The 23820-nt window shown below is 64.1% G+C and carries 17 protein-coding genes; 6 read left to right on the top strand and 11 right to left on the bottom strand.

Going from position 1 to position 23820, the window contains the following annotated elements:
• Positions 1 to 12 precede the first annotated feature (12 nt).
• Both infA and C8D04_RS04500 read right to left on the bottom strand, forming a co-directional pair.
• Entirely contained in the window at positions 13 to 261 is a 249-nt protein-coding gene (gene infA, locus C8D04_RS04505) for a translation initiation factor IF-1 (protein WP_024815327.1), read from the bottom strand.
• A 227-nt stretch (positions 262 to 488) separates the two neighbouring features.
• A complete protein-coding gene (locus C8D04_RS04500) occupies positions 489 to 1679 on the bottom strand; it encodes an HPP family protein (RefSeq protein WP_116003783.1) in 1191 nt (396 codons plus the stop codon).
• A gap of 183 nt (positions 1680 to 1862) precedes the next feature.
• Between C8D04_RS04500 and asd the strand changes: the two genes are divergently transcribed.
• The 6 genes from asd (at position 1863) to C8D04_RS04470 (ending at position 12330) form a co-directional block, all read left to right on the top strand.
• The gene (gene asd, locus C8D04_RS04495; protein WP_233521105.1) at positions 1863 to 2720 is read left to right on the top strand and encodes an archaetidylserine decarboxylase; all 858 of its coding nucleotides are present in this window, start codon (positions 1863 to 1865) and stop codon (positions 2718 to 2720) included.
• A 59-nt stretch (positions 2721 to 2779) separates the two neighbouring features.
• Complete coding sequence (locus C8D04_RS04490) at positions 2780 to 4771, top strand: U32 family peptidase (protein WP_116003782.1); 1992 nt, start codon at positions 2780 to 2782, stop codon at positions 4769 to 4771.
• Between the two features lie 94 nt (positions 4772 to 4865).
• On the top strand, positions 4866 to 5906 hold the full coding sequence (locus tag C8D04_RS04485) for a sodium:calcium antiporter (protein ID WP_116003781.1): 1041 nt from the start codon (positions 4866 to 4868) through the stop codon (positions 5904 to 5906).
• Positions 5896 to 8592 (top strand): cation-translocating P-type ATPase, encoded by a 2697-nt coding sequence (locus tag C8D04_RS04480; RefSeq protein ID WP_116003780.1) that lies wholly within the window; start codon positions 5896 to 5898, stop codon positions 8590 to 8592. The genes C8D04_RS04485 and C8D04_RS04480 overlap by 11 nt, the downstream gene beginning before the upstream one ends.
• A gap of 105 nt (positions 8593 to 8697) precedes the next feature.
• Positions 8698 to 9981 carry an aminotransferase class I/II-fold pyridoxal phosphate-dependent enzyme gene (locus C8D04_RS04475; protein ID WP_116003779.1) on the top strand — a complete coding sequence of 428 codons (1284 nt, stop codon included), beginning with the start codon at positions 8698 to 8700 and terminating at the stop codon, positions 9979 to 9981.
• A 459-nt stretch (positions 9982 to 10440) separates the two neighbouring features.
• The gene (locus C8D04_RS04470; RefSeq protein WP_199562968.1) at positions 10441 to 12330 is read left to right on the top strand and encodes a diguanylate cyclase; all 1890 of its coding nucleotides are present in this window, start codon (positions 10441 to 10443) and stop codon (positions 12328 to 12330) included.
• A 72-nt stretch (positions 12331 to 12402) separates the two neighbouring features.
• On the opposite strand, the gene egtB is transcribed toward C8D04_RS04470, so the two are convergent.
• From egtB to lpdA, 9 genes are all read right to left on the bottom strand, one after another.
• Positions 12403 to 13665, bottom strand: a complete 1263-nt coding sequence (egtB, locus tag C8D04_RS04465) for an ergothioneine biosynthesis protein EgtB (protein WP_233521104.1) — start codon at positions 13663 to 13665, stop codon at positions 12403 to 12405.
• Positions 13662 to 14579 (bottom strand): L-histidine N(alpha)-methyltransferase, encoded by a 918-nt coding sequence (gene egtD, locus C8D04_RS04460; protein ID WP_116003778.1) that lies wholly within the window; start codon positions 14577 to 14579, stop codon positions 13662 to 13664. Before egtD ends, egtB begins: the two co-directional genes overlap by 4 nt.
• Positions 14580 to 14769: 190 nt before the next feature.
• A complete protein-coding gene (locus C8D04_RS04455) occupies positions 14770 to 15360 on the bottom strand; it encodes an OmpW family outer membrane protein (RefSeq protein WP_116003777.1) in 591 nt (196 codons plus the stop codon).
• Positions 15361 to 15484: 124 nt separating this feature from the next.
• The gene (locus C8D04_RS04450) at positions 15485 to 16474 is read right to left on the bottom strand and encodes a DUF808 domain-containing protein (RefSeq protein ID WP_116003776.1); all 990 of its coding nucleotides are present in this window, start codon (positions 16472 to 16474) and stop codon (positions 15485 to 15487) included.
• Between the two features lie 68 nt (positions 16475 to 16542).
• On the bottom strand, positions 16543 to 17913 hold the full coding sequence (locus C8D04_RS04445) for a tryptophanase (RefSeq protein ID WP_116003775.1): 1371 nt from the start codon (positions 17911 to 17913) through the stop codon (positions 16543 to 16545).
• A gap of 180 nt (positions 17914 to 18093) precedes the next feature.
• Positions 18094 to 19554 (bottom strand): phospholipase D-like domain-containing protein, encoded by a 1461-nt coding sequence (locus C8D04_RS04440; RefSeq protein ID WP_116003774.1) that lies wholly within the window; start codon positions 19552 to 19554, stop codon positions 18094 to 18096.
• A 55-nt stretch (positions 19555 to 19609) separates the two neighbouring features.
• A complete protein-coding gene (locus tag C8D04_RS04435) occupies positions 19610 to 21226 on the bottom strand; it encodes a GMC family oxidoreductase (protein WP_116003773.1) in 1617 nt (538 codons plus the stop codon).
• A 10-nt stretch (positions 21227 to 21236) separates the two neighbouring features.
• Positions 21237 to 21743, bottom strand: a complete 507-nt coding sequence (locus C8D04_RS04430) for a hypothetical protein (RefSeq protein WP_116003772.1) — start codon at positions 21741 to 21743, stop codon at positions 21237 to 21239.
• 183 nt (positions 21744 to 21926) lie between these two features.
• The gene (gene lpdA / locus C8D04_RS04425; protein ID WP_116006009.1) at positions 21927 to 23807 is read right to left on the bottom strand and encodes a dihydrolipoyl dehydrogenase; all 1881 of its coding nucleotides are present in this window, start codon (positions 23805 to 23807) and stop codon (positions 21927 to 21929) included.
• Positions 23808 to 23820: the final 13 nt, after the last annotated feature.

Raw genomic sequence — 23820 nt, 5'->3', positions numbered from 1 at the left:
GGCCACACCCCATCAACGACTGGACGGGCCCGGGCCGCGGCCTGCCAGGTGACGGAAGGTGATGCGACCCTTGGTCAGGTCGTAAGGAGAAAGCTCCAGGGACACCTTGTCACCGGCCAGGATGCGGATGTGGTGCTTGCGCATCTTGCCGCCGGTATAGGCGATCAGTTGATGACCGTTTTCCAGCGTCACGCGAAAGCGCGAATCGGGCAGCACTTCGGTGACGCTGCCCTGCATTTCAATGAGTTCTTCTTTTGCCATATTCAATCTCTAAAACAATTCAATCCGTGGACGGCGCCTGCGAAATTGCGGTTCCTCCACAGACGGTACCGCCTGTCGCTTACGGCAGACGCCATGTGCTTTGCATGCTGTGGGGTTCGCTGCACCCGGGGCGCAGTTCGGGAAGAATGCCGGGAGAGACGGCTTCAATGGACAGGCAAAGCGCTGTGCATGAGCCTGTCGATTGTAGCGCGATGCAGCCTTTTTGCCTACAGGCTGCCAACCGGCGTGCCTTCAGGGGCAGGCAAAGCCGACGCCAGAGCACGCACGAGGTCGGTTTGGGTGATGACTCCAGCCAACCGTGATTTCGCATCTACGATAGGTATGTGGTGGTGTCCACCCCGGGAAAAAAGCGGCACCAGGTCCATCACATGCTGATGTGCCTGCACCACCTGGACCTGTCGGCTCATGATGTCCTCCACCCGTGTCGGCTGGCCCGAGCGCCCCCTCACCAGGGTGCGCAAACGCTGTCCCCATCCTTCATGCATCTCGAGTTTGGCCAGGCGCATGAAGTCCGCCATGGTGACGATACCTTGCACCTGCCCTGCGGAATCGACCACCGGCAAGGCCTTGATCTGCTCGCGCTGCATCATCTCCCAGGCGTCTTTCAGGGCCACCCCTGCTTCCACGGCCATGGGTGGGCGGGACATGATGTCGGCGCAGCGCAACTCTCCCAGTGTGCGCTGAAAAGCAGCCCTGCCCGCCATGTGCAGCAGCCCCGCCAGATCCGCGCGGCTGATATCGAGCACCTGGTTGTAGTGCGACAGTGCAGCGTCAAGGTCTGCGTTGGTGAAGCCGCCATCCCCTTCAGCTTGCGGCGCCTGCGCGGCATTTTGTGGATGCGGGTAGCTGCGCCCCGTGAGATTGTTGTAGACAATGCCCGCCAGCAACAAGACGCACACATTGAACATCACAGGGAACGCCGCCAGCTGCGCACTTTCTTCGGGATTAAGCACTACAAACAAGGCCACGGCCGCCCCGGGTGGATGCAGGCAGCGCAGCGGCACCATCACCAGCACTGCGGCCGAAACCGCCAGCGCTGCCGCCAGCGAGGGATCGGGCACCAGTGCTGCACAGGCCACTCCCACCAGCACGGACAGGGCATTGCCACCCAGCACCGACCATGGCTGCGACAAGGGGCTGGATGGCATACCAAACACAAGCACCGCACTGGCCCCCAACGAAGCCACCATCCAGTAATGCCCACCGGCCCCGGCGTGCCACCACCAACGGCCCAGCAATGCCGACAGCAGCACCCCCAGTGCCACACCGATGGTCACGCGCAACCATTCGCGACGATTGATGCCCACCGGAGCGGGCCAGAAATTGCGCAGCCAGCCTGCCATGCGCCCAAAGGCAGCGGGATTCGGCGGGACTGGCTCGGGAGAAAAATCAGGCATTTGAAAGCAGAAAACAAGCGCGCCCAGCGCCAATGCTGTGGCTGACCAGACAGAAGGGGGGCGAATTTTGCCTTGGTTGGGGCGGTACTGCCTGCGCCCGCTCATTGACCTTGCCGCAGCCATGTCATCGCAGCGCGCGCCGATAGAATGGCGCGCTTGCGCCACTCCCCCATGAGCCCTGCCGTGTCCGATCGACTTGCCGTACTGCCCCAGTACCTGATGCCCAAACGGGCTTTGACCGTCGCTGCGGGGCGCATTGCATCGGCGCGTGCCGGCGCGCTGACCACCACCCTCATCCGCCGTTTTGTGGCCCGCTACGGCGTCAACATGGCCGAAGCCGCCAATCCAGACCCGGCCAGCTATGCCAGCTTCAACGACTTCTTCACCCGCCCCTTGCGCACGGGTGCGCGGCCCCTGGCCAATGCCGACCTGATTTGTCCGGTGGACGGCGCCATCAGCCAGTTCGGGCCCATACAGCAGGACCAGATCTTTCAGGCCAAAGGGCACAGCTACACCACCACCGCGCTGGTCGGTGGAGACGCCGCCCTGGGCGCACAGTTCCAGAACGGTCATTTCGCCACCCTGTACCTGAGCCCGCGCGACTACCACCGTATCCACATGCCTTGCGACGGCACGCTACAACACATGGTGCATGTCCCCGGCGACCTGTTTTCTGTCAACCCCACCACCGCACGCGGTGTGCCGGGCCTGTTTGCGCGCAACGAGCGTGTCGTCTGCGTATTCGATGGCGCCCAGGGACCCTTCGTGCTGGTACTGGTGGGCGCCACCATCGTGGGCAGCATGGCCACGGTGTGGCATGGCCTGGTGAACCCGCCGCGCCCCGATGTGCCGCGCCGGTGGGACTACGCCGACCAGTCGATCACCCTGCGCCAGGGCGAGGAAATGGGCCGCTTTTTGCTCGGCTCCACCGTGGTCATGCTATTTCCGCAAGGGCCGCTGCAGTTCAACCCCGACTGGGCCGCCGCACGGCCCATCCGCCTGGGAGAAGCCATGGCACAACGACAGGCAAGTCCCGCATAAAGCGGGGAAACGCAGGGGCTGCCAGCGCGTAGGCGCCCTCGGCGGGATAATTGCGCCCCATGTCCCTCCTGCCCCACCAGCTTGAATTGCTCTCTCCCGCCCGTGACGCCGACATCGGCATTGCGGCCATTGACCACGGCGCCGACGCCGTCTACATTGGCGGCCCGGCCTTTGGCGCACGTGCCGGGGCGGGCAACGACATCCGGGACATTGAACGCCTGGTGAAGCACGCGCACCGCTTCAACAGCCGCATCTTCATCACGCTCAACACCATCTTGCGCGACGACGAACTGGAGGATGCTCGCCAGATGGCCTTGCAGGTCTACAACGCGGGCGCCGATGCGCTCATCATCCAGGACATGGGGTTGCTGGAGATCGATCTGCCACCGATCCAGTTGCACGCCAGCACACAGACCGATATCCGCACACCTGAAAAAGCACGCTTTCTGCAAGACGCCGGCCTGAGCCAGATCGTGCTGGCACGCGAGCTGACCGTGCAGCAGATCGCCGCCGTGCGCGCCGCCACCAACCCCGAGCGGTGCAGTATCGAGTTTTTCATCCATGGTGCGCTGTGCGTGGCCTACAGCGGCCAGTGCAACATCAGCCATGCCCAAACGGGCCGCAGCGCCAACCGGGGCGACTGCAGCCAGGCCTGCCGCCTGCCCTACCAGGTGACCGACGCACAGGGCCGCTTCATTGCACACGACAAGCATGTGCTCTCGATGAAAGACAACAACCAGAGCGATAACCTGCGTGCGCTTATCGATGCCGGGGTGCGCAGCTTCAAAATCGAAGGACGCTACAAGGACATGGGCTACGTGAAGAACATCACCGCCCACTACCGCACCTTGCTCGACGAAATCATCGATGAGCGCGAAAACTCTGCCCACCCGTTGGCCCGCGCTTCCAGCGGCCGTACCCGGTTCACCTTCACGCCCGATCCACTGCAAAACTTCAACCGCGAGTTCACCGACTACTTTGTCAATGGACGCAAAGACGACATTGGAGCCTTCGATACCCCCAAAAACCCCGGCCAAGCCATTGGCTGGGTGACAAAACTGGGGCCAAATTTCGTGGAGCTGGAAGTGAGCAACCCCGCAACCGTGCTGCACAACGGCGACGGCCTGTGCTACTACAACCTGCAAAAGGAACTGGTCGGCTTGGCCATCAACCGCGCTGAGCCCGCATCACCACGCAGCACGACCCAGTGGCGTGTCTTCCCCAAAGATCCGATGGAAGGCTTTAAGGATCTGCGCAAGGGCACAGAAATCAACCGCAACCGGGACATGGATTGGGTGCGTGGCCTCGACCGCAAGTCGAGCGACCGGCGTATCGGCCTGTGGGTACAACTGGCCGAAACCGCCCATGGATTCGCTCTCACGCTGACGGACGAGGACGGTTTCACCGGCACAGCCGAGGTGGCCCAGCCCCACCAGACTGCCCAGGACAGGGCCCAGGCCGAAGCCAGCCTGCGCGAGCAACTGGGCCGCTTTGGCAGCAGCCACTTTGCCGTGCACGATATCAGGCTGCAGTTCTCCCAGCCATGGTTCATACCTGCCTCGGTGCTCAACCCCTTGCGCCGCGATGCCTTGGCCAGCCTTGAAGCCGCGCGCAACCATGGCTGGGTGCGCCTGCAACGCGCACAGCCGGTAGAGCCCCCAGCGCCCTACCCCGAGGACACCCTGACCTACCTGGCCAATGTGTATAACCACAAGGCACGCGACTTCTATGCGCGCCATGGCGTCAAGGTGATCGCATCGGCTTACGAAAGCCACGAGGAAGAAGGCGAAGTCAGCCTGATGATCACCAAGCACTGCGTACGCTATTCCTTGAGCCTATGTCCCAAGCAGGCCAAGGGCGTCACAGGAGTACAGGGCACGATTCGCGCCGAACCCTTGACACTGGTCAACGGAAACGAGCGGCTGACCTTGCGCTTTGACTGCAAGCCCTGTGAAATGCATGTCGTCGGCAAGATCAAGCGCCACGTGCTCCAGCAAGCGCACGAAACCCCCGTTACCTTTTACACCCACCGTCCGCAGCGCGCGCCCTGATGCGCGGCACCCTGCGGGCCCTGGAAATCACCATGACCCGCGTCTCACTGCACCGCCCCGTTTCATCGCCTGCCGCCTGGAGGCCCCTGGCCGCATGAGTGCCGCTGCCTGGGCCTGGATGCAGTTTGCTGCCTGCGCGGCCTTGATCGGTACCGCAGGCTTTCAGCTCTCGCGCTATGGCGATGCCATCGCACGGCACACCGGGCTGTCGGGGAGCTGGATTGGCCTGACACTGGTCGCCAGCGTCACCTCTCTGCCAGAACTGGCCACCGGCATTACCAGCGTGACCCTGGCCCAGGCGCCCAACCTGGCTGTGGGCAATGCCGTGGGCAGTTGCGTGCTGAACCTGGCATTTCTCGTGGTGATCGACCTGCTGCACCGGCGCGAACCTGTCTGGAGCCGCGCCCACCGGGGCCATGTGCTGGCGGCTGCTTTTGGCGTGGTACTGCTGGGCTTTTTGCTGTTGGGCCTACTGATCGGCCAACTGGCACCGCAGCCTGCTACGGGCCACGTATCCCAGGCTTCGCGCTGGGGGCTGGGGCTGATGACGCCCGTCATGCTGGTGTTGTATGTAGTGGCCATGCGCGTTGTCTTTGCCTATGAACGCGCCCACCCGACCGAAACGGACATGGAGCCAGCTTCTGCCCCCGCAACCGCTTTGCTGCGCCAGGCCATTGCGCGCTTTGTGCTAGCGGCGCTGGTGGTTGTGCTCGCAGGGTTGTGGCTGCCCTTCGCCGCGATTGACCTGGCACACGCCATGGGCTGGAACCGCAGTTTTGTCGGCAGCCTGTTCGTGGCCATGGCCACCACCCTGCCGGAGCTGGCCGTCACCCTGTCGGCCCTGCGCCTGGGTGCGCTCGACATGGCCATTGGCAACCTGCTGGGCAGCAACCTGTTCAACGTCACCATCATTGCCGTAGACGACCTTTTTTACCGCCAGGGCGCCTTGCTGGCCGACGTATCACTGGTGCACGCCGTCTCGACCGCATCGGCCATCGTGATGACTGGCCTGGCCATGGTCGGCCTGTTCTTCCGCCCACGCGACCGGGTCCTGCGCGCCGTGGGCGCCGTCAGCCTGGCCCTTGTGGCGGTCTACCTGCTCAACACCTATGTGATTTTTCTGCATGGCAACTGATCCGGCCCAGCCATCTTCTCAAGCCCCTGCGCCCACGGGCGGCGCACACCTGCGCGACATCCCGGACCTGGCCCGCGCCCATGGCGTGGACCCGGACACCGGCCTGCATCCTGACGAAGCGGGACGCCGCACCGAACTGCATGGCGCGAACGAACTGGCGGGCCCCGCATCGCACGGATGGCCCCGCCTGCTGGTCGATCAATTCAAGGATTTCATGGTTCTGGTGCTGCTGGGCGCCGCCATCGTTTCAGGCCTGGTGGGAGAACTGACAGACACACTGGTCATTCTGGTCATCGTGGTGCTCAATGCCGTCATCGGTTTCGTGCAGGCCTGGCGCGCCGACAAGGCCATGGCGGCGCTGCAGCAATTGGCGGCCGCGCATGCCACCGTGCTGCGCGGCGGAGAGGTGCAGGACCTGGCCGCCAGCGCCCTGGTGCCGGGCGACATCGTGCTGCTGGAGGCTGGAAACCAAATTCCAGCCGACCTGCGCCTCATCGAGATTGCGCAACTGCAGGTGGACGAATCTGCGCTGACGGGCGAATCCGTCACCGTCGCCAAGCAAACCGGCACTCTGGCCTTTGCAGGTGCCAGTGCCCTGGGCGACCGCACCAACATGGCATTCAAGGGCACTACGGCCACCCATGGCCGTGCCCGTGGTCTGGTGGTGGCCACCGGCATGCACACCGAGCTGGGCAAAGTAGCCCGGTTGCTCGACAGCGAGGACCGCAGCACCCCCTTGCAATTGCGCCTGGCCGCATTCGGCAAGCGCCTGGCACTGGCGGTACTGGGCATCTGCGCGATCATTTTCGTGGTGGGCGTGCTGCGCGGCGAGGCACCCTTGCTGATGGCGCTCACGGCCATCAGCCTGGCCGTGGCGGCCATCCCCGAAGCGCTGCCTGCGGTGGTGACGGTGCTGCTGGCGCTGGGCGCACGCCGCATGGTGGCTGTGCATGCGCTGGTGCGCCGCCTGCCTTCGGTCGAAACTCTGGGCTCGGTCACCACCATTTGCTCCGACAAGACCGGCACCCTCACCCAGAACCGCATGCAGGCAGAACAACTGCTGGCCCTGGGCCAGCGCTGGACACCGGGCGACGCCCTGCCCGGCCCCGTGCACCACGAAGCGCTGCGCGCCGCAGCCCTGTGCAACGACGCAACGCGCCACGGGCACAACGGCACCGATGAAAGCGACCCACCCGCCACGGCCAAACCCTGGGTGGGCGACCCCACCGAAACCGCTCTGGTACTGGCTGCGCACGCGGGCGGGTTGGACAAGGACCAGCTGGACCACACGTGCCCGCGCGTGCAGGAACAGCCCTTCGATTCCGACCGCAAGCGCATGACGACCTTCCACCGGGAGGGCGATGGCTTTGTGGCCTACACCAAGGGCGCGCCCGAATCGCTGCTGCCGCGCTGCACCGCGCAATGGACGCCCGAAGGCGGCGCCCCACTCGACGGGGCCAGCGTGCTGGCCACCGCCTCCACCCTGGCCGCACAGGGCCTGCGCGTGCTGGCCCTGGCCCGGCGCCACCATGCCTGCCTGCCCGATACCAATGCGCTCGATGCCGTGGAAAGCCAGCTCGAACTGCTGGGCCTGATCGCCCTTATCGACCCGCCCCGCCCCGAGGCGCAGGCCGCCGTGCGCGACTGCATCAGCGCGGGCATCACCCCTGTGATGATCACCGGCGACCACCCCGCCACAGCACGCGCCATTGCGCACCGCCTGGGTATCGTGACTCGCAGCGACGCCCCGGTGCTCACCGGCGCCGATCTAGCCACGCTGGACGCTGCGGCCCTGCGTGCGCAGGTCGAGCAGGTGCAGGTGTATGCGCGGGTCGACCCGGAACAAAAGATTCGCATCGTCGAGGCGCTACAGGCCCAGGGGCATTTCGTGGCCATGACGGGCGATGGCGTGAACGATGCCCCGGCCCTCAAACGCGCCGACATTGGCGTGGCCATGGGGCGCGGCGGCACCGATGTGGCACGCGAGGCCAGCAGCCTGGTGCTGCTCGACGACAACTTCGCCACCATCGTGGCCGCAGTGAAGGAGGGGCGCCGCATCTACGACAACATCCGAAAATTTGTGCGCTATGCCATGACCGGCAATTCAGGCGAGGTCTGGACCATCTTCCTCGCACCGCTGCTGTTTCTGCCCATTCCGCTGCTGCCCATCCATATCCTGTGGGTCAATCTGGTCACCGACGGCCTGCCCGGCCTGGCTCTGGCGGCCGAACCGGCCGAGCGCGGCATCATGCAACGCCCGCCCCGACCCCCGAACGAGAGCCTGTTCGCCCATGGCATGTGGCAGCACATCCTGTTCATGGGCCTGCTGATTGCCGGGTTGTGCCTGGCCGTGCAGGCCTGGGCCCTGCACACCGGCCATGCCCACTGGCAAACCATGGTGTTCACGGTGCTCACCCTGGCCCAGATGGCGCATGTCATCGCCATCCGCTCTGAATCCGAACCCATCTGGCGCTTGGGACTACTGAGCAACCGCCCACTGCTGGGCGCCGTGCTGCTCACCTTTGCCCTGCAGATGGCCACCATCTATGTGCCTTTTCTCAACCCCATCTTCAAGACCCAGCCGCTCAGCCTGTCAGAGCTGCTGATCTGCCTGGCCGCCGCCGCCACCGTTTACATCGCCGTGGAAGTCGGAAAGGCCCTGCGCAGCAGGCGGGCCGCCAAATAAGCTCATAGCAAATTGTTCGATCGCGGGCCGGTTCGGGCATGCACAATGCCCACTTGCCCGGGCGCGCGTGCGCTCACACCACCACCCTCCAGAGAGACTCCAACCATGCGCATTGAAACCCTTGCCGTTCACGCCGGTTACTCCCCCGATCCGACGACCAAATCAGCCGCCGTGCCGCTGTACCAGACCACGGCCTACGCCTTTGACAACGCCCAGCACGGCGCCGACCTGTTTGACCTGAAGGTGGCGGGCAACATCTACACCCGCATCATGAACCCGACCACCGACGTGCTGGAGCAGCGCGTCGCAGCGCTCGAGGGCGGTGTGGCGGCCCTGGCCATGGCCTCGGGCATGGCGGCCATCACCGCGGCCATCCAGACCATTGCCGAGACCGGTGACAACATCGTCTCGACCAGCACGCTGTATGGCGGCACCTACAACCTGTTTGCCCACACCTTTCCGCAGCAAGGCATTGAAGTGCGCTTTGCCGATGCCGCCAACCCTGCCAGTTTTGCCAAGCTGATTGACGAGCGCACCAAGGCGGTGTTCTGCGAATCGATCGGCAACCCGCTGGGCAACGTGACCGATATCGCAGCGCTGGCCAAGGTGGCGCACGACGCTGGCGTGCCGCTGATCGTGGACAACACCGTGCCCAGTCCCTACCTGTGCCGCCCCATCGAACACGGCGCCGACATCGTGGTGCACGCGCTGACCAAGTACATGAACGGCCACGGCAACAGCATTGGCGGCATCATTGTCGACAGCGGCAAGTTCCCCTGGGCAGAGCACAAAGCCCGGTTCAAGCGCCTGAACGAGCCCGACGTGAGCTACCACGGCGTGGTCTACACCGAAGCCCTGGGCGCCGCCGCCTACATCGGCCGCGCCCGCGTCGTGCCGCTGCGCAACATGGGTGCGGCCATTTCGCCGTTCAACGCATGGCTCACGCTGCAAGGCATCGAAACCCTGCCGCTGCGCATGGACCGCACCTGCGACAACACCCTGGCGCTGGCCAAGTTCCTGCAAAGCCACCCCAAGGTGGAATGGGTGCGCTATGCCGGGCTGCCCGACCACCCCGACCACGCGCTGGCGCAGCGCCAAATGGGCGGGCGGGCTTCGGGTATCTTGAGCTTCGGCCTCAAGAGCAGCGACGCCGACCCGCGTGCCGCTGGCGCACGCTTCCTCGACGCGCTGGACCTGTTCACGCGCCTGGTCAACATCGGCGACGCCAAGTCGCTGGCCACGCACCCTGCATCGACCACGCACCGCCAGCTCAACCCTGAGGAGCTGGCAAAGGCCGGTGTGAGCGAGAACATGGTGCGCCTGTCGGTGGGCATCGAGCACATCAACGATCTGCAGGCTGACCTGGCCCAGGCGCTGGACAAGGTCTGAAGACCACTCCGGCCGCTGCTTTCAACACAGTGGCCGGATTTCAAGCATTTTCGGCCTCTAGCGCTTAATGGGTAAGCGTTGCTAGCTATTTTTAGAATAGCAAAAACCACACCATTACAGACAGCTCTACCCATCATTCTGTTTCCAAACCATTCGTGTTTAGGCGCGAAGCCTACGATCAGTGCTGTAACACGGCAAGGCGAAGCCACAACGACACGAGTGGTTTAGGGCAATGCTGAACAAGTCCCTCACGCGCTGCGCATCCGTACCTCGGGCGGTCTGCGGCGTTGCAAATCCTCGCCATAGCTGCGGCTATGGCTGCGGTTTGCGCCTTGCATCCCATCCCGATGCACGGCGCGCATCATCGCGGTGACTTATTCAGCATCGCCTTAGAAATGGAATCACACGGCACGGGCCCGAATACACTGGGCTCCTTCAAAGCCCCTGTGCATGCACCGCATGCCCGCTGCCCTCGCCGTGCTGTACTCTTCCCGCGCTCCGTTGCTGCGTTTTGCTGCGCTGCTGCTCACCAGCCTGCTGCTGGCACTGGGCAACGCGCAGGCCTGGGCTTCTACTTCCCCGCAGGATGCGGTGGATGCCTCCAGGCTGGGCGCCCAACCGCTGGCCCTGACGGCCCACCTGGACGTACTCGAAGACCCCGGCGGCAGTTTGACGCTGGAGCAGGTTCGCGCACCCGCGCTGGCGCAGCAATTCACCCGCAGCCGCCTCACCGGAGAGGCTCTGAATTTCGGCATCACGCCGTCGGCCTGGTGGCTGCGCCTGCAGGTGGTCAACACCAGCGACCAGCCGATAGAGCGCCTGCTGGAAGTGGCCTACGCACGCCTGTCGCACCTGAACTTCTACGCCCCGCAAAGCGATGGCAGCTATCACACGGTAGAAACCGGAACCACCGCGCCTTTTGAGAGCCGCGGCTACGCGCACCGCCATTTCGTCTTCAACGTGCCCTTGCCTCCCCAGGCTGAACAAACCCTGTACCTGCGCGTGGCGTCCACCACGGCCTTTATCGTGCCTGCGCGGCTGTGGGAGCCCGCTGCGTTTCACGCCTACGAACGCAGCGACTACGCGGTGCAGGCCTGGTATTTCGGCATGGCGGCCGCCATGGTGCTGTTCAATCTGTTGCTGTTCGTGCGCCTGAAAGACTGGCTGTATCTGCAGTACGTAGGGTTTGCGCTCTCGATGGCCTTTGCCCTGGCGGCGCAAAACGGCCTGGTCAAAGAAATTTTCCGGCTCGAATCGCCCCTGTGGTCAGACCTGTGCACCAGCTTTGGCTATTCGTTCGCCCTGGCCAGCGGCATGCTGTTTTTGCGCCGCATGGTGGAGACACGGCTCCTGCTGCCCCGCCTGGACCCCTGGTTGCAGGGCTTTATCGTCTTTTTCCTTTTCAGTCCCCTGCTGTTTCTGGTGACGGGCCAGGCCCTGATCAAGGCCGCCGCCGTGGCGTATCTGCTGGCCATGGTGGCCATGATGGCCGTGGCGGTCTACGCCGCCTGGCGGCGCCAGCGCAGCGCGTATTTTTTTATCGCAGCGTTCGCTGTGCTGGGCCTTGGCGCTGTGACCAACGCGCTGCGCGCCATAGGACTGCTGCCCAGCAACGTTTTCACTGCCAATGCCATGCAGTTTGGATCGGCGCTGGAAATGATCTTGCTGGCGCTGGCCCTGGCCGATCGCTTCAACCAGATGCGCCGCGAGCGAGCAGACATGCAGGCACAACTGCTTGCCACGCAGAAGACGCTGATCGACACGCTCAGGGGCAACGAGCAACGCCTGGAGGCGCGCGTGGCCGAACGCACTGTGGCCCTCGAAGCGGCCAACAGCCGACTCGAATCCCTGAGCCGCACCGACGGCCTCACAGGCATCGCCAACCGGCGCCGGTTTGACGAAGTACTGGCGAGCGAATGGGCGCGCTCGCTGCGCAGCGGCGAACCGCTTGCGCTGGCCATGCTCGACATCGACTGGTTCAAGGCCTACAACGACCAGTACGGCCACCTGGCAGGCGACGACTGCCTGCGCAGCGTGGCGGGCGTGCTGGCACATTGCGCAGTGCGCAGCACCGACCTGGTGGCGCGCTATGGCGGGGAGGAATTTGCCATCATCGCCCCCAGCACCACGGCCGCGCAGATGCAGGCCGTGGTGCTGCAAGTCCAGCAGGCGCTGGCGACCCTGGCGCTGCCCCATCCCACCACACCGGGCGGCTGCGTCACACTCAGTGTCGGCGTCTGTGCGCGCGTCGCCCAGGCAGGCCAAGCACCCGAAAGCCTGGTGGCGGCGGCCGACCAAGCGCTCTACCAGGCCAAGGCCACGGGGCGCAACCGGGTGGTGCTGGCCTGATTGCTATTTATAGCAAAAATCGCCTCTGGCGCTTATAGATAAAGCGCCTACAGCTCTCAAATAAATAGCGAATCACAGATCCCGCGCCAGGCGCACACCACTGAACTGCCAGCGGGCCGTGGCGGGAAAGAAGTTGCGGTACGTGAGCCGGGCATGCCCCGGCGGCGTGGCGCATGCGCTGCCACGCAGCACGTATTGGTTCACCATGAACTTGCCGTTGTATTCGCCCACCGCCCCTTCGGCGGCGCGAAACCCGGGGTACGGCGCATAGCTCGACTGCGTCCACTGCCAGGCCTCGCCCCACAGTTCACGCAGGCCACTGCCCGGTGCGGCCTGCGGCTCGATCCGGGCACGCAGTGCGTCGGCAGGGGCCAGCAAGGCAGGCGCCAGCGGCGCGGCGGCCACCTCCCACTCGGCTTCGGTGGGCAGACGGGCACCAGCCCAGCGCGCGTAGGCGTCGGCTTCAAAGTACGACAGATGCGCTACCGGGGCCTGCGGGATGAGCGGCTGTTCGCCGTGCAGGCCAAACACCGTCCAGCCGCCACCCGGCGCATGGCGCCAGTACAAAGGGTGCTCGATGTGCTGCGCTGCCAGCCAGTCCCAGCCCTCGGCCAACCAAAGCCCGGGCCTGCGGTAGCCGCCGTCGGTAATGAAGGCCGCAAACTCGGCCTGGTTCACCAGCCGGGTGCCCAGGGCGTAGGGTGCAAGGTAGGTGGTGTGGCGCGGCAGCTCGTTGTCGAACGAAAAACCGCGCCCCCCGTGCCCTATCTCGCACAGCCCCCCCGCAAACTCCAGCCAGTCCTGCACCTGCGCAGGCGCGGCAACAGGTGGCGGCGCATCGCGGTAGGCCGGGGCCAAGGGGTTGCCTGAGAACAGGTGCAGCACGTCGGTGAGCAGCAGTTCCTGGTGTTGCTGCTCGTGCTGCAGCCCCAGTTCTACCAAGGCCTGCAGCGCGGCGTTGTCCCCTTGCCGCGCCAGCAAGGCCTGTAGGCGCTGCTCCACGTTGGCACGGTAGGCCAGCACGTCCGAGAGCGCCGGCCGGGTGAGCAGGCCGCGCTGCGGGCGCGGGTGCTTGGCGCCCACGCCGTTGTAGTAGGAGTTGAACAGCACCCGAAATGCTGGGCGGAAAGGCTCAAACCCCGGCTCATTCGGCTCGAGCACAAAGGTCTCGAAGAACCAGGTGGTGTGTGCCAGATGCCATTTGACGGGGCTGGCGTCGGGCATGGACTGGACGCAGCAGTCCTCGGCAGACAGTGGCGCTGCGAGCAACGCCGTGTGCGTACGCACCGCTGAGAAGCGGGAACCCAGGTCGGTCATGGCGGCATCCTTTCTCATGCTTGGGCGTGTACCAGGGCAAACCACTGGCGCGCATCCGTCCACGCGCGGGTGCGTGCAAAACCGGCGTGCGCGAGCATTTCACAAAACGGGGCCAGCGGGTATTTGTAGCTGTTTTCGGTATGGATGCGCTCGCCCGCTGCAAAGGCCCGCTCTCCACCGGGCCAGCGCACGACAACGGGCGTGCAGGCCTCCAGGTGCATCTCGATGCGCGACTCTGCGGCATTGAAGAAGGCGCGGTGCTGCCAGTCATTGGCCTCGAAGTCGCTGCCGATCAGGCGGTTCACATGTGCCAGCACGTTGAGGTTGAACTGCGCCGTCACGCCCTGTGCGTCATCGTAGGCGGCTTCGAGCACCGCCACCTCCTTGGGCAGGTCGATACCGATGAGCAGCCCGCCATCATCCCCCGCCAGTGCGCGCATCTGGCGCAGCAAGGCCAGCGCACCGGGCGGGTCAAAGTTGCCAATCGACGAGCCAGGGTAGAAGACCAGGCGCGGCGCGGCAGGTAAATCGCCTGGCAGATCAATCCCCCGCGTGATGTCGCCCCCCAGCGCACGGGCGTCCATGCCCGGAAAGCACGCTCCCAGCCGTTGCACGGCCCCTGTCAGGTAGTTGGCCGAAATATCGACACCCACGAAGCAGCGCGGTGCAATCAGCCCGCACAGCACGGCCGCCTTGGCACAGCTGCCCGCGCCCGGCTCGATCAGCGTGCAGCCCTGGCCGATGGCACGGGCAATATCAGCGCCCGACGCTTGCAGGATGGCGTGTTCGGTGCGTGTCGGGTAGTACTCGGGCAGGCGCGTGATGGCTTCGAACAGCCGGGAGCCGCGCTCGTCGTAAAAGTATTTGGGAGAAATGCAGGCGGGGGTGCGGCGCAGGCCTTCAATGATCTCGGCATGGCGGGGCTCTTGCATGAACGGAGGGGGCTTTCTCGGCGTGGCCGCTGGCAGAAAGAAGCACCTGCTACCCCGCGCAAGGGGCCGCAGATTCGCCAGCCCATTGTGCCGGGCTACTGCAATCTGCGCTGTAGGCCTTCGCCCCACAAAACACCGCCCACAAAAAAAGGCCGGGGGAAACCGGCCTTGCACCCTATGCGCTGTGTGATCAGAAACGCCAGCCCAGGCCCACGCCGAACAGCACGGGATCGACCTTGAAGCTGCCCACCTTGACTCCGCCCGCACTGACGTCGGTGCCGATGTACACCTTCTTCAGATCCAGGTTCAGGTAGAGATTTTTTTGCAGCGGAATATCCACACCCACCTGCAGCGCCGCTCCAAAGCTGTTGCGGTCAATGTCTACGCCTGCGGGCGCGCGCACGCTGCTAAAGCGTGTGTAGTTCACGCCAGCCCCCACGTAAGGCTTGAAGCCGCCCATATCGTGGTGGTATTGCAGCAGCAGCGTGGGTGGCAGGTGCTTGAGTGAACCGATGTCCGTGGCGCCCGAGCGCAGCGTGTGTTTTTGCGGCACCGAAAGCACCAGTTCCGCCGCCAGGTTCGGGCTGAAGAAATAGCTCACATCGACGTCGGGCATCCATTTGTTGTTGACCGACAGGTTCAGGCCTGTGGTGTCCTTGTTGGCGCTGTCCAGGTGCAGCGCACGCACGCGCACCATCCAGGGGCCTTCGGCCTGCTGCGCCAATGCAGTACCGGCGCTCAGGGCACACACAACAGCGACCGCCAGAAGATTCTTTTTCATGCTCGACTCGGGAATTGGCACGGGGAAATACCCGCAACGCCATTAGGCCTATATTTAGTAAGGCCATCTTTGCCCCAAATCAAAAACAAGGGTTTACCCGCAACTTCAGCAGTAAAGAGAACACTCAGCGGGAGACGCCGCCCGGTTTGCGCAGCCGCTGCACCAGCAACACGCCTGCCAGCACCACCCCGCCCGCCGCCAGACCTGCCAGCGCATTGAGCAGATTGGTCGCAAGCGCCTGCCACAGCCCGCCCATGGCACCGTGCCCCACAGCCGCCCCCGCAGCCTCGACGGCGTGGTGCACCCAGGGAATGCCGTGCACCAGAATGCCGCCCCCCACCAGAAACATGGCCGCCGTGCCGGCCACCGAAAGAAACTTCATCAACCACGGCGCCATGGCGAGAAAACCCCGGCCCAACGCCTGCGCAGCCCCACTGGCCTTGCCGCTGAGCCACAGCCCCAGGTCATCGAGCTTGACGATGCCGCCGACCAGACCATAGACGCCCACGGTCATCAAGAGGGCAATGCCCACCAGCACCGCCACTTGCTGCGAGAAACTGGCCGCCGCCACGGTACCCAAGGCAATCACGATGATTTCGGCCGAAAGAATGAAGTCAGTCCGCACCGCACCCTTGATTTTTTCCTTTTCGAAGGCCACCAGGTCCACGGCCGGATTGGCATTGGCCTGCAGGTGCTGGGCAGTGCCTACAGCGTCCTCTTTGGCGTGCAGAAACTTGTGGGCCAGCTTCTCGACCCCCTCAAAGCACAGATAGGCGCCACCCAGCATGAGCAAGGGTGTGATGAGCGAGGGCAAAAAGGCGCTGATAGCCAGCGCCGCCGGGACCAAAATCGCCTTGTTCACCAGCGACCCCTTGGCCACGGCCCAGACCACAGGCAGTTCCCGCTCGGCGCGCACACCGGTGACCTGCTGGGCGTTGAGCGCCAAATCGTCGCCCAACACACCCGCCGTCTTCTGCGTGGCCACCTTGGTCATGGTGGCTACATCGTCCATCACAGCCGTGCTTTTATGGGCGGCCACCTTGGTCATGGCGGCCACGTCATCCAGAATCGCGGCAATATCGTCGAGCAAAGTGAGCAAACTGGCTCCGGCCATGGAAATCCTTCAAGGGGTGATGGGGGATGGGATTATGAAGGCCCCGTTCATCCCTTGAGGAGCAGCGCTCAAACCCATTCGCACTCACAAGTGAAATGGCGCAGGAACTGCGGCTGCTTGGTGATTTTTACGCCGCGGATGCTGGATGCCTTCTCTTTCACCTCGGCAATCACCTCGGCCGCATAGTCGAAATGCGACTGGGTGTACATGCGGCGTGGGAACGCCAGGCGCACCAGCTCCATGCTGTGGTACGTCTCCTGGCCATCGGGCAGGCGCTTGCCGAACATCACCGAGCCAATCTCGACACCGCGTATGCCCCCCTCCAGGTACAGCGCGTTGCACAGCGCCCAGGCCGGGTAATGCTCCACCGGCATACCGGGCAACACCGTTTTGGCGTCGATATAGACAGCATGGCCGCCGGTGGGCTTGACAAAGCCCACGCCGGCCGCCTCCAGGCGCTCGCCCAAGTATTCGGCAGTGCGCAATCGGTAGCGCAGATAGTCCTCGTCCATGCCCTCCTCCAGGCCCACAGCCATGGCTTCGAGGTCGCGCCCGGCCAGACCGCCGTAGGTGGGGAAACCTTCCATCATGATCAGGCCATTGCGCACGCCGTCCATCCATTCGCTGCTGCGCAGCACGATGAAGCCGCCGATGTTGACCATGGCGTCTTTCTTGGCGCTCATGGTGGCACCGTCGCAGTACGAGAACATTTCTTGCACAATCTCGCGGATGGGGGTGTTCTCGTAGCCCGGCTCGCGCATCTTGATGAACATGGCGTTTTCCGAAAAACGGCACACGTCCATGATGAAGGGCTTGCCGTACTTCTTGAGCAGCTTGGAATATGCGCGGATGTTGGCCATCGACACTGGCTGGCCGCCGCCCGTGTTGTTGGTGACGGTGAGCATGCCAAACGGAATGCGCGCACCCTCCTTTTGCAGCACCGCTTCGACCCGCTCCAGGTCGATGTTGCCCTTGAAGGGGTAGATCAACGCGGGTTGCAGGCCCTCGGGAATGACAAGGTCTACCGCCTCGATCCCCAAATATTCGAGATTGGCCCGCGTGGTGTCAAAGTGGCAGTTGTTGGGCACCAGGTCGCCTTTTTTGCACACTGCCGTGAACAGCACTTTCTCGGCCGCACGGCCCTGGTGCGTGGGCACGAAGTGCTGCATGCCGGTGATGTCCTGGATGGTTTTTTCCAGCCGGTAAAAGCTGCGCGCCCCGGCGTAGCTTTCATCCCCTTCCATGATGGCGCCCCATTGGCGGCTGGACATGGCACCCGTGCCCGAATCGGTCAGCCAGTCGATCAGCACGTCTTCGGCGCGCAGTTTGAAGACGTTGAGTTTGGCCGCTGTCAGCATGTTCTCGCGCTCGGCGCGGCTGGTCATGCGAATGGGTTCCACACTTTTGATGCGGAAGGGTTCAATCAGGGTTTTGGGCATTTTGGCTCCTTGGTGATCGGGTGAGGGACGCAAAGTTATCACCGGGTCGAAGAGCGTGGTGTCGGTTAAAAGCAACGACACGGGAGAGCGATGCCAGCAAGATCGCTTGCCCAAGAATTTCAATGAAAACAGTCTGTAACGCTTACTGCATAAGCGCTAACAGCTATTTATTAGATAGCATCAAAGATAGGGTGACAACAACCACACCAAGCGGTTGCGCAAGCGCGCAGGCAGGCTCTGGCGGGCCAGGGTGTCGGCGTCGAGCAGTGTGGCCTGGGCAATGCGCCCATCAATCAACGGGTCGAGCGCGGCCACCAGTGCCTCGTCGTAGCACTCGAGGTTGTATTCAAAGTTCAGCCGCAGGCTGCGCGCATCCCAATTGGTCGAACCGATCAACGCCCAGTCGTCATCCACCACAAAGAGCTTGCCGTGATCAAACGGTGGCGGGGTCAGATGGATTCGGCAACCCGCTGCCAGCAGCTCGTCGCACTGCGGCCGCATGGCCCAGTCGAGCAGCGGCAGGTTGCTGCGTGCGGGCAGCACAATATCGACCGCCACACCCCGCAGCGCCGTGGTCTGCAGCGTGCTCAGCACCACTTCGTCGGGTAGAAAATACGGCGTGACAATGCGCACCCGCTGGCGGGCCGCAGCCAGCGAGCCCAGGATGACCTGGCGCATGTGGTCGATGTCGGCATCGGGCCCGTCGGTGACACCGCGCGCCAGCAGCGACCCGCGGGGCACGGGCGGTGCAAACCAGGGCGCACCTTGCAGGCGCTCGCGCGTGGTGAAGGCCCAGTCGGTCGCAAAGGCGCGCTGCATGTCGGTCACCACCGGGCCGCGCACCTCGAAATGCAGGCAGTGCACGGGGGTGGATGGCTGGGTGCTGAACCAGTGGTTGGCGCTAATGTTCATGCCGCCGGTAAAACCCACTTCACCATCGACTACCAGAATCTTGCGGTGGTTGCGCAGGTTGACATGCGAGAGCAAGCGCGTAATCGAGGGCCGCAAAAACGACGCACAAGGAATGTCCAAATTGCGCAGCCGCCTGAGCACCCCGGTGGGCCGGTAGCGCGCGCCGACGGCATCCACCAGCACGCGCACCTGCACACCGCGCGCATGGGCGCGTGCCAGCGCCTCTACAAAAGCTTGGCCTGCCTTATCGTTGTGAAAGATGTAGGTCTGCAGCGTGATGGAGTGCTCTGCAGCATCCATCGCCGCCAGCATGGCCGGGTAGGCGTTGTCGCCATCGGTCAGCGGCTGCACGCTGTTACCGCCCAGCAGGGGCTTGCCGGTTACCTGCTGCCCCACACGCGCCACACCGGCCAGCACTGCATCCACCGCGTCGAAAGACACCGCAAAGGCTTCGGCCGCGTCGCCATCACTGTTCCAGGCTTGGCGCAGGCCCAGCGCCACACCAGTGCGCCCGATACGGTTGATGCCCAGCAGCCAATAGGCAAATGCACCACCAAACGGCGCCAGCCAGGCCAGCCCGATCCAGGACACGGCCTTGTGCACCTCTTCCTTTTTCATCAGCGCATGCAGGGTGACCGCCAGCGCCAGCGCGATGTGCACCGACGACAGCAGCCACAGCGCAAACCCGTGCAGCCACTGCAGTAAAAAGAAGGACTCGGGCGTTTCCATGGGGACATGGTAGGCCAGGATGCGCTGCGCGCAGCCTTAGCCTATTCCTGCACGCTCAGGCCAGCGCCTCTGCCTTGCCCGTCAAGCGCTGCACCAGCCCCTGGGCCAGCCGGTTGGTGATGCCGTAGATCGACAATTGCGGGTTGGCACCCACGCTGGTGGGAAAAATAGAACCATCGTGCACCGACAGGTTCTCCAACTGCCAGTGCCCGCCATCGGCGCGCACCACGCCCTGCGCTTCGCTTCCCGCCATGCCACAACCGCCCATGACATGGGCGCTCACCACCTTGGTCAGGAGCGGCTGCATCGGCAGCGCATTAATCGCGCTTTGTGCCTGCGCCCACGAGGTATAGGGCTGCGCCCTCTCGTGCACCGGCAGCACCTCCTGCGCACCAGCGGCAAACTGGATCTCGGCCATGGCCAGCAAGGCGCGGCGCGCGCCTTCCATGACGAAATCGTTCAGTGGGTAGTCCAGCACCGCCGAACCATCACCGCGCAGCTTGACGCGGCCGCCCGCCGCCTGCGGGTGGAAACCATCGCGCAGCAGTGCCAGCAGCACGTGCGTGTGCGGGAACTTGGCCAGCAAATCCGCATGCGGCTGGCCATAGCCCGGCATGGTGGTGGCCAAAATGACGGGATGCAGGGGCGGTGCCTCCAGCTTGAAGCCCATGGGCCCATCGATGGGCTGGGTGTCCATGAAGTGGTCGGTGTAGACCGTTTGCGGCGCACCGGCCCAGCCCTCCACCTTCTGCTCCAGCACCGCGGCCGACATCACCACCGGGTGCAAAAAGGTGCGCGTGCCCACCAACCCATGCGGATCGGGTGCCTTGGAACGCAGCAGCACCGCCGGCGAATTGATGGCGCCCCCCGCCAGCACAAAGTGCTTGGCCACAATGGTGGTGGTCTTACCACCTTCCACAGGCGCGCTGTTGGGTTGCACGGCCACGCAGCGCAGTGCCTGCACCTTGCCGCCGCCCAGCACCAGCTGTTCAGCGCGCGTTTCCACCAGCAGGGTGGCGCCTTTGTCGAGCGCTACCGGAATGGTCGTCACCAGCATGGACTGCTTGGCATTGGTGGGGCAACCCAGACCACAGGAGCCGAGGCTCCAGCAACCTTTCACGTTGCGCGCAATGGCGGCCGCTGGGATGCCCAGTTTGTGCGCGCCGCGCTGGAGCAAGGCATTGTTCTCATTGGGTGGCGCCAGCCAGGGCGAGATGTGCAGACGCCGCTCGGCCTGCTCGAAATACGGCGCCAGTGCGTCCTGGCCGTAGTCCTTCAGCCCAAAATGCTCTTGCCAGAAACGCAATGTGGGCTCGGGCGTTCGGAAGGAGCTGGTCCAGTTCACTGTGGTCGAGCCCCCCACGCAGCGCCCCTGCAGGATGGAGACGCCCTTGTCTTCGGTCTTGCGGCTGCCGCTTTCCTGGTAGAGCGTGGGGTACGCCTCGGATTCGCGCTGGCGGAAGTCGCCGCTGCTCTTGAGCGGCCCCTCTTCCACAATGACGACGGAAAGGCCTGCCCGGGTCAGCAGCTCGGCAGTGATACCAGCACCGGCACCGGAGCCGACGACGGCCACATCGCAGGTGATTTTTTCAGGCAGCGGGCCCAGCGCGCCGCCCAGGACTTTCCAGCCGCGCTGCAGTCCCTCGCGGATGGGATCAGGAAAATTGCTCATGGAATAAAGCTCAAATAGCGAGAGGCCCTGGGTAGCCCACAGCGGCCCAGGTGCTTTCATCAGACAGATAGGCGCCGCCCACGATTTCGTGCAGCGCCTGGTACGCCTGCTGGCGCAGGGCCAGGCTGGAATAGCGCATGCCTTCCAACGCGGCCTGCACCTGCGCCTCGCTGGCATCCGCCCAGGCAGGCGTCAAACCCGCCAGACCCAGACGCCCCGGCGCGGTGCACAGCAAACCCAGAAGTTGCGACAGCTCGGCCTGCACCGTGGGCGGCAGGTTGGTCGCCAGCGCATCAATGCGATCGACCATGCCCGCAAGTGCGCGGCTGCGCGCCTGTGCATCGGCAGGCAGGGTGCCCTGGAGAATGGCACGGCCCAGGCTGGTAAACAGTTCACGGGCCGAAGCGGTCAGTCGCCCCTGCTCCAGCCCAGGCTGCAGCAGCACCGCAGCCCCACCCGCCAACGCCAGCACCGCGCCCGATACCAGGCCCAGCTTTAAAAGAGATCTTCTTTGCATCTTTTAACTATCGCATGCAACACAACACAAGCTCTAGAGGCGGCCGCCTAGAGGAAATGGGGGTTTTCATCGATGCCGCAAACCTGTGTTCACGTCACCTTGCTCCTGATTGATTGGGCTCGGAAAGCACAAAGCCCGAACCGTTGCCAGTTCGGGCTTTGTGAGGATCGCTTGGAGACTGGCTTACTTGCGCGCCGGAGGTACGTCGGTACAACTGCCATGCGCAATCTCGGCCGCCATGCCGATGCTCTCGCCCAGCGTGGGGTGCGGGTGAATCGTTTTGCCGATGTCTACCGCGTCGGCGCCCATTTCAATGGCGAGCGCAATCTCGCCAATCATGTCGCCCGCATGCGTGCCGACGATGCCGCCGCCCAGGATCTTGCCGTGGCCGTGGGCCTCAGGCGAGTCGTCGAACAGCAACTTGGTAACGCCTTCATCGCGGCCGTTGGCGATGGCGCGGCCCGATGCGGTCCAGGGGAACAGGCCCTTCTTGACTTTGATGCCCTGCGCCTTGGCCTGATCTTCGGTGAGGCCGACCCATGCCACTTCGGGGTCGGTGTAGGCCACGCTGGGGATGACGCGGGCGTTGAAGGCGGCGCTGGCCAACTCCTTGTTGCCCTGCAGCTCGCCTGCGATGACTTCCGCTGCCACATGCGCTTCGTGCACTGCCTTGTGCGCCAGCATGGGCTGGCCCACGATGTCGCCGATGGCGAAGATGTGCGGCACGTTGGTGCGCATCTGGATGTCGACGTTGATGAAGCCACGGTCCGTCACGGCCACGCCCGCTTTTTCGGCAGCGATTTTCTTGCCGTTGGGCGTGCGGCCCACGGCCTGCAGCACCAGGTCGTAGATTTGGGGCTCAGGCGCAGTGCCGCCCTCTTCTGCTGGCGCAAACGTGACTTTGATGCCGTCCGCAGTGGCCTCGGCGCCCACGGTTTTCGTCTTGAGCATGATGTTGTCAAAACGCTTGGCGTTCATCTTCTGCCAGATCTTGACCAAATCACGGTCGGCGCCTTGCATCAGGCCGTCCATCATTTCCACCACATCCAGGCGCGCACCCAGCGTGCTGTAGACGGTGCCCATCTCCAGGCCGATGATGCCGCCGCCGAGGATCAGCATGCGTTTGGGCACGCCTTGCAGCGCCAGAGCGCCGGTGGAATCGACCACACGCGGGTCGTCGGGCATGAAGGGCAGGCGCACGGCCTGGCTGCCTGCGGCAATGATGGCTTTTTTGAAGGCGATGACCTTCTTGACACCCGTCTTGTCCTGGCTGGTGCCGGTGGTTTCTTCCACCTCCAGGTGGTTGGCGCCCACAAAGGCACCGTATCCACGCACGGTGGTCACCTTGCGCATTTTGGCCATGGCGGCCAGGCCACCGGTGAGCTTGGCGATGACCTTTTCCTTGTGGCCACGCAGCGTGTCCACATTGATTTGGGGGGCACCAAAGTCGATGCCCGCCGCCGACAGGTGGCTCACCTCGTCCATGACGGCGGCCACATGCAGCAGCGCTTTGGAGGGAATGCACCCCACGTTCAGGCACACGCCGCCGAGCTGGGCGTAGCGTTCGACGAGGACGACCTTGAGGCCCAGGTCGGCCGCACGGAATGCCGCCGAATAGCCGCCAGGACCGCCACCGAGCACGACGAGGTCGCACTCGATATCCGCAGTGCCACCCAAACTGGCTGCTTCATTTTTAGGAGCTGGTTGCGCTTGATTGCTGGCGGTTTCAGGTATTTTTTTATCTGAAACACTTGTAGATAAAGCGCTAGCAGCTCCATTTTCAGGAGCATGAACGGTGGTGGCAGCGGGCGAGGATGCTGCTGCAGTAGCGGTCTCGAGCGTCAGCACCACCGAGCCTTCGGCGATCTTGTCGCCCAGCTTCACGCGCAGCTCTTTGACCACGCCGGCGTGGCTGGAGGGGATTTCCATCGAGGCCTTGTCGGACTCGACCGTGACCAGGCTTTGCTCGGCCTTGATGGTGTCGCCGGGCTGGACCAGCACTTCGATGATGGCCACTTCGGCGAAATCGCCAATGTCGGGTACCTTGATGTCGATGATTGCCATGTGCATTGCCCCC

Source organism: Simplicispira sp. 125, assembly GCF_003096555.1.
Lineage (GTDB): Bacteria > Pseudomonadota > Gammaproteobacteria > Burkholderiales > Burkholderiaceae_C > Simplicispira.
Note: the sequence above shows the minus strand (reverse complement) of the source record. Positions and strands in the feature narration are given on the sequence as shown.

Excerpts from the sequence above, each read along its gene's own strand:
- C8D04_RS04445 (WP_116003775.1), bottom strand. The coding sequence starts at position 17,913 with ATGCCCAAAACCCTGATTGAACCCTTCCGCATCAAAAGTGTGGAACCC.
- C8D04_RS04480 (WP_116003780.1), top strand. The coding sequence starts at position 5,896 with ATGGCAACTGATCCGGCCCAGCCATCTTCTCAAGCCCCTGCGCCCACG.
- C8D04_RS04435 (WP_116003773.1), bottom strand. The coding sequence starts at position 21,226 with ATGAGCAATTTTCCTGATCCCATCCGCGAGGGACTGCAGCGCGGCTGG.
- C8D04_RS04455 (WP_116003777.1), bottom strand. The coding sequence starts at position 15,360 with ATGAAAAAGAATCTTCTGGCGGTCGCTGTTGTGTGTGCCCTGAGCGCC.
- infA (WP_024815327.1), bottom strand. The coding sequence starts at position 261 with ATGGCAAAAGAAGAACTCATTGAAATGCAGGGCAGCGTCACCGAAGTG.
- lpdA (WP_116006009.1), bottom strand. The coding sequence starts at position 23,807 with ATGGCAATCATCGACATCAAGGTACCCGACATTGGCGATTTCGCCGAA.
- egtB (WP_233521104.1), bottom strand. The coding sequence starts at position 13,665 with ATGAGAAAGGATGCCGCCATGACCGACCTGGGTTCCCGCTTCTCAGCG.
- C8D04_RS04500 (WP_116003783.1), bottom strand. The coding sequence starts at position 1,679 with ATGCCTGATTTTTCTCCCGAGCCAGTCCCGCCGAATCCCGCTGCCTTT.
- C8D04_RS04450 (WP_116003776.1), bottom strand. The coding sequence starts at position 16,474 with ATGGCCGGAGCCAGTTTGCTCACTTTGCTCGACGATATTGCCGCGATT.
- C8D04_RS04470 (WP_199562968.1), top strand. The coding sequence starts at position 10,441 with ATGCCCGCTGCCCTCGCCGTGCTGTACTCTTCCCGCGCTCCGTTGCTG.
- C8D04_RS04440 (WP_116003774.1), bottom strand. The coding sequence starts at position 19,554 with ATGGAAACGCCCGAGTCCTTCTTTTTACTGCAGTGGCTGCACGGGTTT.
- C8D04_RS04490 (WP_116003782.1), top strand. The coding sequence starts at position 2,780 with ATGTCCCTCCTGCCCCACCAGCTTGAATTGCTCTCTCCCGCCCGTGAC.
- egtD (WP_116003778.1), bottom strand. The coding sequence starts at position 14,579 with ATGCAAGAGCCCCGCCATGCCGAGATCATTGAAGGCCTGCGCCGCACC.
- C8D04_RS04485 (WP_116003781.1), top strand. The coding sequence starts at position 4,866 with ATGAGTGCCGCTGCCTGGGCCTGGATGCAGTTTGCTGCCTGCGCGGCC.
- C8D04_RS04475 (WP_116003779.1), top strand. The coding sequence starts at position 8,698 with ATGCGCATTGAAACCCTTGCCGTTCACGCCGGTTACTCCCCCGATCCG.
- C8D04_RS04430 (WP_116003772.1), bottom strand. The coding sequence starts at position 21,743 with ATGCAAAGAAGATCTCTTTTAAAGCTGGGCCTGGTATCGGGCGCGGTG.